At 33.4% G+C, this 14403-nt stretch carries 13 protein-coding genes and 2 tRNA genes; 14 read left to right on the top strand and 1 reads right to left on the bottom strand.

From position 1 onward, the window contains the following. Positions 1 to 6: 6 nt before the first annotated feature. Both ACQY63_RS07635 and ACQY63_RS07630 read left to right on the top strand, forming a co-directional pair. Positions 7 to 834: an ABC transporter permease gene (locus tag ACQY63_RS07635; protein ID WP_022166301.1), complete on the top strand. Its 828-nt coding sequence runs from the start codon at positions 7 to 9 to the stop codon at positions 832 to 834. After that, on the top strand, positions 834 to 2711 hold the full coding sequence (locus ACQY63_RS07630) for an extracellular solute-binding protein (RefSeq protein WP_302689437.1): 1878 nt from the start codon (positions 834 to 836) through the stop codon (positions 2709 to 2711). The genes ACQY63_RS07635 and ACQY63_RS07630 overlap by 1 nt, the downstream gene beginning before the upstream one ends. Positions 2712 to 2841: 130 nt before the next feature. Here ACQY63_RS07630 and ACQY63_RS07625 read toward each other — a convergent pair whose 3' ends face one another. Then, on the bottom strand, positions 2842 to 3261 hold the full coding sequence (locus tag ACQY63_RS07625) for a hypothetical protein (protein WP_022166299.1): 420 nt from the start codon (positions 3259 to 3261) through the stop codon (positions 2842 to 2844). A gap of 409 nt (positions 3262 to 3670) precedes the next feature. On the opposite strand from ACQY63_RS07625, the gene ACQY63_RS07620 reads away from it, so the two are divergent. The 12 genes from ACQY63_RS07620 to ACQY63_RS07565 all read left to right on the top strand — a co-directional run bounded on the left by ACQY63_RS07620 (position 3671) and on the right by ACQY63_RS07565 (position 14351). Beyond that, entirely contained in the window at positions 3671 to 4960 is a 1290-nt protein-coding gene (locus tag ACQY63_RS07620) for a serine/threonine-protein kinase (RefSeq protein WP_302689438.1), read from the top strand. 112 nt (positions 4961 to 5072) lie between these two features. Next, positions 5073 to 5672, top strand: a complete 600-nt coding sequence (locus tag ACQY63_RS07615; protein ID WP_428244975.1) for a hypothetical protein — start codon at positions 5073 to 5075, stop codon at positions 5670 to 5672. A gap of 177 nt (positions 5673 to 5849) precedes the next feature. Then, positions 5850 to 6410, top strand: coding sequence for a CDP-alcohol phosphatidyltransferase family protein (locus ACQY63_RS07610; RefSeq protein ID WP_412622978.1), 561 nt, complete (start codon positions 5850 to 5852; stop codon positions 6408 to 6410). Between the two features lie 109 nt (positions 6411 to 6519). Beyond that, positions 6520 to 6630, top strand: coding sequence for a DUF6054 family protein (locus ACQY63_RS07605; RefSeq protein WP_412622977.1), 111 nt, complete (start codon positions 6520 to 6522; stop codon positions 6628 to 6630). Between the two features lie 220 nt (positions 6631 to 6850). Continuing rightward, positions 6851 to 6923, top strand: a tRNA-Phe gene (locus tag ACQY63_RS07600). Positions 6924 to 6929: 6 nt separating this feature from the next. Beyond that, a tRNA-Gly gene (locus tag ACQY63_RS07595) sits at positions 6930 to 7000 on the top strand. A 306-nt stretch (positions 7001 to 7306) separates the two neighbouring features. Beyond that, positions 7307 to 9028: a B12-binding domain-containing radical SAM protein gene (locus tag ACQY63_RS07590; RefSeq protein WP_412623076.1), complete on the top strand. Its 1722-nt coding sequence runs from the start codon at positions 7307 to 7309 to the stop codon at positions 9026 to 9028. A gap of 15 nt (positions 9029 to 9043) precedes the next feature. Continuing rightward, the gene (locus ACQY63_RS07585) at positions 9044 to 9763 is read left to right on the top strand and encodes a 3'-5' exonuclease (protein WP_412335164.1); all 720 of its coding nucleotides are present in this window, start codon (positions 9044 to 9046) and stop codon (positions 9761 to 9763) included. A gap of 308 nt (positions 9764 to 10071) precedes the next feature. Continuing rightward, positions 10072 to 11475: a VanW family protein gene (locus ACQY63_RS07580; protein WP_428244974.1), complete on the top strand. Its 1404-nt coding sequence runs from the start codon at positions 10072 to 10074 to the stop codon at positions 11473 to 11475. Between the two features lie 12 nt (positions 11476 to 11487). Next, positions 11488 to 12549: an AIR synthase-related protein gene (locus ACQY63_RS07575; protein ID WP_428244973.1), complete on the top strand. Its 1062-nt coding sequence runs from the start codon at positions 11488 to 11490 to the stop codon at positions 12547 to 12549. A gap of 132 nt (positions 12550 to 12681) precedes the next feature. Beyond that, entirely contained in the window at positions 12682 to 13173 is a 492-nt protein-coding gene (locus ACQY63_RS07570) for an Lrp/AsnC family transcriptional regulator (protein WP_022166288.1), read from the top strand. Continuing rightward, positions 13173 to 14351 carry an aminotransferase class I/II-fold pyridoxal phosphate-dependent enzyme gene (locus ACQY63_RS07565; RefSeq protein WP_022166287.1) on the top strand — a complete coding sequence of 393 codons (1179 nt, stop codon included), beginning with the start codon at positions 13173 to 13175 and terminating at the stop codon, positions 14349 to 14351. Before ACQY63_RS07570 ends, ACQY63_RS07565 begins: the two co-directional genes overlap by 1 nt. Positions 14352 to 14403 lie beyond the last annotated feature (52 nt).

Here is a 14403-nt window from a genome sequence, read left to right as displayed (position 1 = left end):
GCACATATGAGTCATTACAAAGGAATGGTAAAGCCATATATTATATGGTCGTTTTTGCTTATTGCACTACCCTTAGTTTTAATAGTGCTTTATTCCATTACATCAGGAGACAATTCATTACTTACAATTCATTTGACATTAGATAATTTTAGAAAAATCTTAGATCCTGTGTATGTAAGTGTATTTGTAAAATCCCTTGAAATGGGTGTAATAACAACAGTAATATGTCTTGCATTGGCATACCCAATGGCATATTTTATTGCAAAATTTGATGAAAATTCACAGAGTATTTTGATTTTGCTGGTTACAATTCCAATGTGGATTAACACACTTTTAAGAACTTATGCATGGATTAGTCTGTTGTCAGATAACGGAATTGTAAATTCATTTTTGAAAATGATAGGACTTAATCCTGTTAATATGATGTACACAAACTTTTCAGTAGTTATGGGACTTGTGTGTGATTTGGTGCCGTTTATGGTAATACCAATTCACACATCCCTTGCAAAAATGGACTATTCATTAATTGAGGCAGCCAGCGATTTAGGCGCCAGCAGATTTAAAGTATTCACAAAAGTAACTTTGAAGCTGTCGTTGCCGGGTGTAATTAGCGGTGTAACAATGGTATTTTTATTATCAATATCAGCCTTCGTTATTCCTGTTTTACTTGGTGGACATCAGTTTGTACTTATTGGTAATTTAATTGAAAATCAGTTTATTTCAGTGGGAGATTGGAATTTCGGAAGTGCAATTTCAGTAATTTTGGCAATAGTCATTTTATTTATGATGCGCATAATGAACAAGATTGATCCTGATAACAAGGGAGGTATGTAATGAAGAAAAAACTTTCCATAGGACCAAAACTTTATATAGCGCTAATGTTCCTGTTTTTCTATTTACCGATTTTGGTGACAATGATATTTTCATTTAATTCATCAAAGTCCTTAACTAAATTTACGGGATTTTCTTTAAAATGGTATGAGAAATTAGTAACTGACAGCAACATTATTTCGGCAGTTTATGTTTCTATCAGTATTGCAATAATTGCAACTTTGGTGTCGACAGTTCTTGGAACAATTACGGCAATCGGTCTGTCAAGAAGCAGAAAAGTTGTAAAAGAATGGCTTTTAAATGTAAACAATATGCCGATTATGAATCCTGATATTGTAACGGCAATCGGATTAATGATTTTGTTCACATCTGCAAGAATGGAGAGAGGCTATGTGACAATGCTTTTGGCACATATAGCTTTTTGTACACCTTATGTAATTATAAGTGTGTATCCGAAAGTAAAAACAATGGACCACAATCTTGCAAACGCGGCAATGGATTTGGGTGCAACACCTTTTCAGGCGTTAACAAAAGTAATTCTTCCAATGATTAAGCCGGGGATATTTGCCGGTATGCTTTTGGCATTTACAATGTCAATTGACGATTTCGTTGTTTCCTATTTTGTAACAGGAAATGGCGTTTCTAATATATCAATTGTAGTTTACAACATGACAAAACGAACTAACCCAACAATTAATGCACTTTCAACACTGCTTATTCTGGTGGTTGTAATCATTCTTGTTTTGGTGGAGTTTGTGCCAAAGATTGTAAAAAGAAAACGAGCAGAAAAAGTTACAATGGAAAATGCATCTTCAGGTGTGTTTAAGAAAGTTGCAATTACAGGTGGTGTGGTTGTAGCATGTCTGGTGACAGTTTTATGTATTACAAAATTTTATCATATTAACAACAGACCTGTTCTTAGGGTTTTTAACAGTGGTGAATACGTTGATACTAAGTTAATTGATAACTTTGAGGAGAAGTATGACTGCAAGGTAGTTTATGAAACTTATGATTCTAATGAATCTCTTTATACTAAACTTCAAAGTGGTTCAGAATACGATATTGTGGTTCCTTCAGATTACATGATTGAACGTTTAATCAAAGAAGGTGAACTACAAAAAATTGATTGGAGCAAAATAACAAATAAGAAAAATATTGTACCGTCTCTTTTAAACAGAGAGTTTGACAAAAAGCAGGAATATTCAGTCCCTTATTACTGGGGAACAGTAGGTATTGTTTATGACAAAACAAAAGTGGATAAAAAAGACTTAGAGACAGGTTGGGATATTCTCAAAAACGAAAAGTACAGGGGTCAGATTTATATGTATGATTCAGAGAGAGATTCTTTTATGGTTGCCTTAAAGAGTTTAGGATATTCAATGAACACTACAAATAAGGGGCAGCTGCAGAAGGCTTATAGCTGGCTGGAAAAACAGAGAGACATAATGAAACCTGTTTATGTAGGTGATGATGTTATTGATAACATGATTTCCGGTAACAAGGCAATGGCAGTTGTTTATTCAGGAGATGGTGCTTATATAATTTCCGAAAATGAAAATATGAGCTTCTTTGTACCGAAACAGGGTAGCAATGTGTGGACAGATGCCATGGTTATGACGAAAAGTTGCAAAAACGCAGACTTAGCGTACAAGTTTATGAATTATTTTCTAGAGAAAGATGTGGCAAAGCAGAATACTGCATATATTGGATATGATAGTGCAGTGCAATCTGTATACGAGTATTATCGGGACGAGGAGTACGCTGGAAATCCCGGCTGTGCACCGGATACATCTAATCCAAAGAATGAAGAATTCGGCTATCAGAAAAGAGATATAAAGGAATATTGTGCAGGTCTTTGGACAAAGATAAAATCCAAATAAATAATATTTGTAAAACAAAAACCTTAAAGATTAGTTTAGGTTAATCTTTAAGGTTTTGTTTTTTATATTTAGCATTTTAAAATATTTTATAGAAATATAATCATATTATTTCAATTATTCTAGTATTCAATTATTCAAGAATTGCTTCATCCATTTCGTGAAGCGTAATGTTAATGTCTATTAAAGATGCTTTCTTTTCTAACCCAAAGCTGATTATACTATCACGTTTAATTCTAGGATAAAGAATACTGTGTCCGGCCAGAGTTAAAAGTGTATTAGCTTCTTTCATATGTAAACCAATAGCGAAACAAAGGCACAAAACTTTATCTCTTGAAGGTTTTTTAGAACCATCAAATATCTGATAAGCATAATTCTTCTGAATATTTGAGTTGTTAATTATCTGAGATTTTGTAAGATTATATTTTTTCATTAAAGCATTCAAATATTCTGTAAAAGAAATGTTAGAAAAGTTATCTTTATTATTTTCTAAATATGTCTCAAGATTATCACTGTTTTCTAAGACTTTAATTAATTCATCAGTAGTCTTCATATGTATATTCAACGTCCTTTAATATTTTTTTGATACTCAAATAAAATTATACATTTTGTGACAAATATTTTGTTATGCTGACAGCATAATTTCTACCAAATTAGCAGAAATAAATATATATTCCAAGGCTTGAAATGGGCTTTGCCACCAAAGTGTAGTAAGCAGTTTGTCACCATAGTATTATACAATATAAACGGAAAGGCAAGCAAACACTAAAGTAGAAAAATAAAATAGTAAAATAGGATAATTAAAATTCCTAATTGAAAATTGTTATGTGATAAAGCAATGGAAAAAGTAATAGTAAAAAAGTAATGAATGAGTAATAGATAAGATATGCTATAATTAAATGTAGTTTAATTATAAATTTAAGAAGAACAAAAGAAACTTCAGGATATAGATAGGAAAAATTATGAATTTTACAATGGAGTATTATCTTTCAAAATACGAAGAGTTATCGGTATTATCGGATACAAAAAAATGCAGAACATCTTTAATGAGAAACAAAGACACCGGAGAACTTGTGGTAAAAAAGGAAATGGGAAAGGAAAGCTTTTCTGTTTACAGTCTCTTAAAAAGTATAAAAAATAAAAATCTTATAAAAGTTCTAGAGTGCTTTCGGGATGAGGATAAAACCATAGAGATTGAAGAGTATGTAAATGGAAAAAGACTGGATGATTATTTTCGGGAAAAAAAGGCAACTTTAGAACAGGTTGTTGATGTAGGGATAGCTTTATGTGAAGGCTTAGCACCTATGCATAAATTAAACCTTGTACACAGAGATATTCAACCTAAAAACATAATAATTACAAACGAAGGTAGCTTGAAAATTATTGATTTTGATATTTCAAGAAAAGAAAATGAAAACGCAACCCACGACACAACTTTGCTAGGCACTGTGGGATATGCAGCACCGGAACAGTACGGGTTCGCCCAGACAACTAATCGAAGTGACATATATTCCATTGGTGGGGTTCTAAAAGAGTTATCTTCTTTTAGTGAATTGGATAAAATAATTGCTAAATGTATGGAAATGGATCCTGCAAACCGTTATGAAAATGTCGAACAGCTAAAGAATGAATTAGAAAAAATAAAAGATAATGGTTTCGGAAGCGGTAGCTATAATGATATGGAGTTTGGCACTGAAACTAACAGAACCGCTAAAACTATAAAAATCGGCAATTATACCATCAGGATTAATAATGGAGTAACACAAAAAATAGATAGCCTTAGGAAGAATAATGTGGTAGCGCAAAAAATAGATAATATTAGAAAGAATATGGAAAATAAGGCTACCCCTAATAATAGCAATAGTGAGAATAACAATGGTGAAAGTGATGAATTACCGAAAATTACACTAAAATATTTCATAAAAACAATTCCCGGATTTAGAAGAGGCAATTTTATTTTTATGATAATTGCAATTATGATGTATGGAATGATTTTGTATGCACCATATTCAGTATTCATTGAATATAAATACAATACACAGTTACAAAGAGTCATAGGCGGGATTTTTTATATGCTTGGTTGCATAATACCATATATGTACTTTGCAAATATAGGAGATATTGCAAGACGATTGCCGCCTAGACAGTTTAATTCAAGACTATCACGAATACTGTATCAAATAGGTGTGGGGCTTCTTTTAATGATTGTTTTTTGGGGAATTGCAACCACAGTTCTCCCGCCTACAAATTAATACAACAATTATGCTATTAGCATAACAAAACTCATGTCACAAAATGTAGAATTATATTGATACAAATATAATTGTGACGTGAGTTTTTTACGTTGTTTTAGGAGGTAATTTTATGGGAAAAGAAAATGTAGAAGTAACAAAGAAACCAATCTATAAAAAATGGTGGTTTTGGGTAATTGTTGTTGTAATAGTTGCTGCAGTGGGATCAGGTTCTGCAGGTAGTTCAGGGGACAAAAAAGAAAATGCTGATACAAAAACAGAAGCTGTTGCAAATAATGATAATTCAAATGAAACAGAAGCTGCAAAAGAGCAAAAGACAGAAAAGAAGACAGCTAAGAAAGAAGAAAGTAAGGAAAAAGTGGTTTACAACAAAAACAATATTTTAATAAAGTTTACAGGTTACGATTTCCATTCTGTATTAGGATATTTAGAAGTGAAGATGTATATTGAAAATAATAGCGAAGAAGATTTGACTTTTAGCATGGACGGAGATGTTAGTTTAAATGGATATTCATTAAATTCATCATTATATGAAGAAATTAATAAGGGTACAAAGAAAAACGTAACTTTGAACATATATGATTTACAGGATAATAATATTGAAGAAAAAGATTTATCTTCTTTAAGCTTTAAGTTGGATATTTACAATCCAGATGTCTTCCTTACAGATGGCTATGTTGAAGATAACTTAAAAGTTAAATATAAGTTCTAAATAGAATAAACTCTATATAGAATTTGAAGAACAAAAAAGCTCGCTTGTGTATTCAGGTGGGCTTTTCTGTTTTAAAAATATCAATTTTGGAGTATACTAATGGCAGTGAAAATAGGAGCAGGAATGCTTTATGAAATTTTAAATATGGAAACAATAATTAAATGGAGTTGATTAGTTATGAAAAATGAATTTGTAAAAGAATATTTTTCAATCCCAAACATAATGGGGTATTTTAGAGTAATTCTAGTTTTTGTATACATGAGTTTTTTCTATAATTCATTGCAAGGGGGTCCGTATTGGCCCGTAATTGCAACAATTATCGTCTCAGGTTTGACAGATTTTTTTGACGGAAAAGTTGCACGAAAATTCAACATGGTTACTGATTTTGGAAAAATGCTAGATCCAATAGCCGACAAAATTACAATAGGAGCCATTATTTTAACGATGGCATTTAAGTATAAAATGATTATTTATATGGTAGCGTTATATATTTTAAAAGAAGGCTATATGGCAATAATGGGAGCCATCCTAATTGGAAAAGGACACAAAATCGAAGGAGCAAAGTGGTATGGAAAGGTATGTACATTTGTTACATATGTAATATTAATTATACTTTTGTTATTCCCGGCCATGAACACAAAAGTGGTTTGGGTATTAACTACTGTGGATATGGTTTTAATGATTTTTACCTGGATAAATTATATTGTTTATCATAAAAAAATACTGGAAAACATATAAAAGCTACAAAAACAGAAGGTCTTTTATATTGTAGGAAAAAATAGCAAAATTAGAAAAAGTAGTACATGGAAATTTTGATACAATATTAAAAAAGATTGAAAGAGGAATAATGGGAGGCAGTGTTTCAGCAATTTCTGCTGGAGGAAGCAAAGGTGTATTCCTTAAAATAAATACTTTTGGTGAAGAGGCGTTTTTAAGTAAATTAAGAGAGTTACTGTAAATAGGTGGTTTTAATGAAAGCAGAATAAGTAATAGAAGAAGTGGTAGATAATTTGCCGACACTTTACAGTGTGGATTTGTTAAATATGGGCACTTGTAGAAACGAACTACTTTTGGAGGATATAAAAGAATATGGACGGAAAATTTTATAGAAGATTTGCTTGACTTTTAGAATGAAGTAGTGTAGAATCGTACGTGCGTCAAGATATGAGGTATCGCAAGCCTGGTTAGCTCAGTTGGTAGAGCAGAGGACTGAAAATCCTCGTGTCTCTGGTTCGATTCCGGAACCAGGCAGTATTCGCGGGTGTAGTTCAGTGGTAGAACACCAGCCTTCCAAGCTGGATATGTGGGTTCGATTCCCATCACCCGCTTTTTTGATGCAATGAAATCGATCATGGTAATTGTAAGAAACAATTATTGTGGTCGATTTTTTGTATAATAAGGATTTATGAAGTAATTTCTTATTATACAAAAACGTTCCACTAGGGAGGCATCTTGGTGCAAGAAGAAAATAGCTGCAAATGGGCACGCATTCGGTGTGTAGAATGTGACAAGCAACATTCTTGGGCTGGCTTTATTTTTTTATGGAAATATTTTTCTTATAAAAAGTTCATGGAAACTTTGACAATTATTTCATATTAAACTATTGTTGTATTAGCAAAAACAAGGAGCGTAAAATGAAAGTTTTATTAGTAGCAATAAATGCAAAATATATACATTCTAATTTGGCTGTGTACAGTCTAAAAGCTTATGCCGAAAAATACGGCCTAAACAAGCACCAAATTAAAATAAAGGAATACACAATAAACCAATATCCGGAGGAAATATTGTCTGACATATATTCGGAGAAGGCAGATGTGGTGGGCTTTTCCTGTTATATATGGAACATTGCACTTACCAAGGAAGTTATTAATGACTTGAAAGTGGTAGCTCCCAAAACCATTGTAATTGTGGGCGGACCGGAGGTTTCTTACAATCCAAGAAATGTGCTTATGGAAAATCCGGCAATAGATTACGTTATGTGTCAGGAAGGGGAGGAGCCTTTTAAGGAATTTTTGGATAACTACGATGACGAGTTGACGGACAAAAATATAAAAGGGTTGGTTTATCGTCAGGGCAACGAAATTATTGAAATTCCAAACACATGCCCTATGGATTTGTCGAAGGTTCCTTTTGTGTACAAGGACATGAAGGATTTTGAAAATAAAATAATCTATTATGAAACAAGTAGAGGTTGCCCTTTTTCATGCAGTTATTGTCTTTCATCCATAGATAAAAGAATTCGCTTCAGGGATATAGATATAGTCAAAAAAGAGTTGCAGTTTTTCCTTGATAACAACACTGCACAGGTAAAATTTGTGGATAGAACTTTTAACTGTAACAAAAATCACGCCATGGAAATCTGGCAGTATATAAAAGACCACGACAATGGAATTACCAATTTCCATTTTGAAATAGCGGCTGATTTAACGACAAAAGAAGAACTTGAATTAATGAAAACAATGAGACCAGGGTTGATTCAGTTAGAAATAGGCGTTCAGTCGACTAATGAAAAAACACTTGAAGCCATTAACAGAAAAACGGATATTAAGGAAATTGAAGAAATAACGTCTATTATTAAAAAAGGAAAAAACATACATCAGCATTTGGATTTGATTGTGGGGCTTCCTTATGAAGATTACCAATCTTTTGGAAAATCTTTTAACGATGTTTACAGAATGAAACCGGACCAGCTACAGTTAGGATTTTTGAAGGTTTTGCATGGCTCAATGATGGAAGTTGAAGCAGCAAAATATGAAATAGAATATAGTAAGAGACCACCTTATGAGGTACTTAAAACTAAGTGGGTATCTTTTGATGACGTACTGAAATTAAAAGAAGTTGAGGCTGTAGTAGAAATTTATTACAACAGTTTGCAGTTTGTGAATACAATGGAAGCATTAGACAAGTATTTTGAGACACCCTTTGAAATGTTTGAAAAGCTGGGAGAATTTTATAAGCAAAACAGTGAGAATGGCGTGAAACATTCAAGAGTAAATAGATACAATTTGCTTCTTGAATTTATCAAGAAAACATTGAATTTGCAAAGTGAAGAGTTAGAGAGGTTCAGGGAACTTCTCACATTTGATTTTTATTTAAGAGAAAATGCAAAATCAAGACCGACCTTTGCCAAAAATCAGGAACAGTATAAGAAGCAAATTAGAAGTACTTACAGAAATGAAGCACTGCTTGAAAAGATGGATTTCTATAAAGAATTCAATTCAAAGCAGTTTGAGCACATGACACACATTGAGGTGATTGACGGTAAGTATTTATTGTTTGATTACAAAAACAGAGATCCGTTATCAAAGGCAGCAAATATTATAAATGTAACAAAGTATGTTGATGGGAATGAATAGAGAGAAGGAGTATTAATGGATTTAATAAAAGATTACGTTTGTGTTGATATAGAAACAACAGGCGTAAGACCAAAGTGGGACAGAATTATAGAAATTGGAGCCGTAAAAGTAAGAGACGGCAGGAAAGTTGAAACTTTTTCTAAACTTATATATCCAGGAATCCCAATTCCTGAACGAATTACAGATTTAACTGGTATTACAAACGAAATGATTAAGGGGCAGGATAAGATCCAGCAGGTTTTACCTGAGTTTATTGAATTCGCAGGAGATGACTTGCTTTTAGGACATAATATAAGATTCGACTATAGCTTCCTTAAACAAAATGCCATAAACGAAAAACTGACTTTTGAAAAATCAGGTATGGATACCCTAAAAATTGCAAGAAAACTTCTACCTGATTTAGAAAGCAGGGCATTGGATTTTTTGTGTGAGCATTATGGAATAAAAGATGAAAATCATCATAGAGCGTTTAATGATGCAAGTGTTACGTCACAATTATATTTGATTTTGTTAGAGCAGTTTGGAGAAACTAATCCGGAAGTTTTTAAGCCTTACGAGTTTTCTTACAAGGTTAAGAAAATGCAGTCAATTACGGATAAACAGAAAAAATATTTACGTGATTTAATGAATTATCACCAAATAAAAGTGGATTTTGACATTGATACGCTAACAAAGAATGAAGCATCTAGAAAAATAGACAAAATTCTTTCTGAAAAGGGCAAAATTTTTGACTAGGACAAATAACATAGTTATGGTATACTTTCCTAAAGTAGGGTGCCATAGTAGGCACAAAATCTGGAAAAATAAAGCAAAGAGGTGAAAAAATGAACTTTTTTTATAACAAAAAGAATCAGAAAATAATAGCAGGAGCAATTGCATTAATACTTGTTGTAGCTATGGTTGTAACAATGGTTGCAAGTTTTTAATTAATCTGATTAGTTATGTTAGTTTGCATTTTCTGGAATACGCAGGCCGACATTTGAATAAAAATACAAATAAGAAAATAAAAACTAATTTACAAAAGGAAAACACTCGGAGGAAAAATGAAAGGATTAAAGAAAATATGCATTATCCTTTGTGTAGTGATGATGCTATTAGGCATAGGTTATGTGGCAAATGCAGCAGAAGACTCTGATGAAGTAGTTAAAGAAGGAGTTAAAATCGATTCTGTTAATGTTAGTAACATGACAGAAAAGGAAGTAAAAAAAGCCGTAAAGAGCTATGTGAAGACAAAAACAAACACAAAAGTACAGTTACGGATTAACAAGGACAAAATTACTACTACCCTGAAAAATTTGGGCTACAAGTGGGAGAATACGGAACTTGTGGAACAGGTAATGGAAGTAGGAAAACAAGGTAACGTTATAAAAAGATACAAGGACAGTGTTGATTTAAAGAAAAATGGCAAGACATTTGAACTGAAAATGGGCATTGACCAGAAGAAAATGAAAGCAAAATTGGAAGAGTTATGTAAAGCTTTTAACGTTGATGCAAAAAATGCTTCTTTAAAGGCAACAGGTCATGGATTTAAGATTATTGCTGAAAAAGAAGGTTGTGAAGTGGATTATGAAACGACAGCAAATCAGCTTGTTTCATACATAGAAAAGCAGTGGGATAAGAAGTCTGCCATTCAGTTAGAAGCAACTACAAAGATTACAAAACCTAAGTACACAACAAAGGATTGTAGGAAAGTTTCTAACACACCAATGGGTAGTTACACAACGCAGTTTACTGCAGGTGTTGTAAACCGTAACGCAAACATCAGAAATGGTGCAGAAAAGTTAAACGGCAACGTTGTATATCCGGGAGAAAGATTCTCATGTAATGAACATTTAGTTCCATGGACAGAGGACAATGGCTGGAAGCCGGCCGGTACATATTCAGAAGGTTCTGTGGTTGATAGTTTAGGTGGAGGAATCTGTCAGGTATCAAGCACTTTATACAATGCTTTACTTAATGCAGAAATTAAGGTGGTTGAGAGATATCCACACTCAATGGCAGTATCTTATGTTCCATTATCAGCGGACGCTGCATTAGCAGGTGATTACAAGGATTTAGTTTTTGAAAATAACACAGATGCACCAATTTATGTGCAGGGTGTTTATACAGAAGGTGCTATAACATTCAACATTTATGGTCATGACACAAGAAAGAAAGGTCATTCAGTTGAATATGTAAGTAAGACTACCAAGACTATTCCAATTAAGACGGCAACAAAGAAGGATCCAACATTACCGGCAGGAACAAAGAAAGTTACACCGGGTCATGTAGGTTATGTTGCTGAATTGTACAAGATTACATACGAGAACGGAAAACAGGTAAGCAAAGAATTAGTACATACAAGTACATACGCAATGGCACCGACAACAACTTTAGTAGGTACTAAGAATACTAGCTCAAGTACAAAGAAAAGTCCAAGCAAGGATAAAGACAAAAAATCTGAATAAGGTGGTACATCTATGAAAACAGAAAAAATTTCCGAAATCGCTTATAAGCGTTCAGTTTTAAAAAAAGTTACTGACAAAACTGAGGGAATAAAAGTGGGTGTAGATGCGTCATATATTAAGTTAGAAGATGTTACGGCAGTAATGTCTTCTAATTTTATATTAAGCTGGTTTAAAGGCGCGGAAGAGTTCTACGTTCAAAAATCAATAAATGAAATTTATGTGGCGGGCGGCACGCCTAAATACCTTCAGTTGGAAATAACAATACCGGAAGAGTTTCCTGAAAAACAACTGGGACGAATGGTACGTAATTTTAATGAAAGTGCCCAAATGCATTCGTTACAAATTATGCAATGCAAAACTTACATTAGTGACATTACAGAACCTATGGTTCATATAAATGTATTAGGCGTAGCAGAAAAAACATGGTCCACCTCAGATATAAAACCGGGCATGGAAGTAGTTATGGCAGGCACAATTGCAATTGGTGCCACATCAATAATGACGAAAAAATATTTGAACCAAATAAAAGAAAAGTTTAACGCTAAGTTTGTGGATGATTGCTTGGAAATAAGTGATTTTACAGATGTGAAACCAATCATGGATGCGGTGCTGGAATCAGATGGCAAGAATGTATCCTATACGGAAGAACAAGGCGAACAGGCACGATGTGATGGGAAAAGTATTAAGGTTAAATATTGCGGGAAAGAACATTGCAAGTTTGCACATTGTGTGGGAGATAGAGGCGTTTTCTCAAGTGCGTGGGAATTAGCATCTGCCATAGATAAAGGCATCCAGATAGAACTTGAAAAGATTCCTGTTTGGCAGGAGACAGTTGAGATCGCAGAATTGTTTGATTACAATCCTTATCTGGTTGACGGCACAGGGGCTGTGCTTTTTGTTACAGAAAATGGAACCCAGTTAGCTGCATTGCTAAATGACAATGGATTTTATGCAAATGTTATTGGAAAAATCACTGACGGAAACGATAGAGTGGTTGTACATGGTGACGAGAGAAGGTTTTTGGAGCCACCAAGACATAACCAGCTAGAAGAAGTTTTCCAAAGGTATAAGTAAAGCTATTTTATTGATTTGTATATATGATGTTAAAAAAAATCAAAAAAATATAAATAAAAGTCTATGTTTATATATGTAATTTGTTGTATAATGGCAAGGTACGACAAATTTTTTAGTAAAGGAGATTATGGCATGAAAGAAGGCAAGAGAGAAGAAATTTTAAGATTAATTGAAAACAAAAGCAGAATCGATCTTAAAGAGGCCGCGATTTTGTTAGGTATGGAGGAAGCAGAAGTCGCCAATGCCATAGCGGACATGGAGAAAGAAAAAGTAATATGCGGATATTACACTATGATAGATTGGGAAAAGACTAACGAAGACAGAGTTACAGCTTTAATTGAGGTAAAGGTTACACCACAAAGAGGAACAGGTTTTGATGACATCGCTGACAGAATTATGAGATATGACGAAGTTAAGGCAGTATATTTAATGTCAGGTGGTTTTGACTTCACAGTAATTATTGAAGAAAAGACAATGAAGGAAATTGCTCAGTTTGTAACAAGCAAACTTTCAACTCTTGATTCAATATTAAACACAGCAACACATTTTATACTTAAAAAATACAAGGATTATGGAACAATTCTTGTAGAAGACAAAGAAGAAAGGATATTGGTGACACCATAATGAGAGACCCATTGTCAAAAATAATGACTGATATTAAGCCATCGGGAATTAGAAAATTCTTTGACATTGTTAGTGAAATGAAAGATGCAATTTCTCTAGGTGTTGGAGAACCTGATTTTGATACCCCATGGCATATAAGAGAAGAAGGTATTTACTCTTTAGAGAGAGGCAGAACATTCTATACATCCAATGCAGGATTGAAAGAATTAAAAATCGAGATATCAAACTATTTAAAAAGAAAAATAAATGTAGAATATGACTACAATCACGAAATAATGGTTACAGTAGGAGGTAGTGAAGCTATTGATTTGGCCATGAGAGCCATGCTTGATCCAGGAGATGAAGTGTTAATACCACAGCCAAGTTATGTTTCATACGTTCCTTGTGCACAGCTTATTCACGCTGTACCTGTAATTATTGAATTAAAAGAAGAAAACGAGTTCAGACTTACAAAGCAGGAATTGCTTGACGCTATTACTGATAAAACAAAAATGCTTGTAATGCCTTTCCCAAATAACCCAACAGGTGCAATTATGGAGAAAGAAGACTTAGAAGAAATCGCAAAAGTCTGCGTGGAAAAAGACATTTTTGTTTTGTCTGATGAAATTTATTCGGAACTTACATATAAGGATAAGCATGTGTCAATTGCATCGATGCCTGGAATGAAAGAAAGAACAGTTGTAATTAACGGTTTTTCAAAATCATATGCAATGACAGGTTGGAGATTGGGATATGCAGCTGCCCCACAGGTGATTTTAGAACAAATGCTTAAGATACACCAGTTTGCAATAATGTGTGCACCAACAACGAGCCAGTACGCAGCAGTAGATGCATTACGAAATGGCGACAAAGATGTTGAAAAAATGTGCGAAGCATATAATCACAGAAGAAGATATCTTTTATACGAATTTAGGGAGATGGGCTTAGATTGCTTTGAACCATACGGAGCATTTTATGTTTTCCCTAGCATAAAGAAATTTGGCATGACATCTGAAGAGTTTGCAACAAGATTATTGGAGGAAGAGAAAGTGGCAGTTGTTCCAGGAACAGCTTTTGGTGACTGTGGCGAAGGCTTCCTTAGAATATCTTATGCATATTCTTTAGAAAATTTAAAAATTGCAATAGTACGAGTAAAAGACTTTGTTAAGCGACTAGAGCAGGAACAGAAGAATGATTAATTAGATGACTAATTACTGCAAACTAAAAATTCTTATTACAAATGAAAGTGTG

It is taken from the genome of Eubacterium sp. Marseille-QA0814, from assembly GCF_965119675.1.
Classification (GTDB): domain Bacteria; phylum Bacillota; class Clostridia; order Lachnospirales; family Lachnospiraceae; genus Eubacterium_G.
This window is presented reverse-complemented; position numbering and strand designations above follow the sequence as displayed.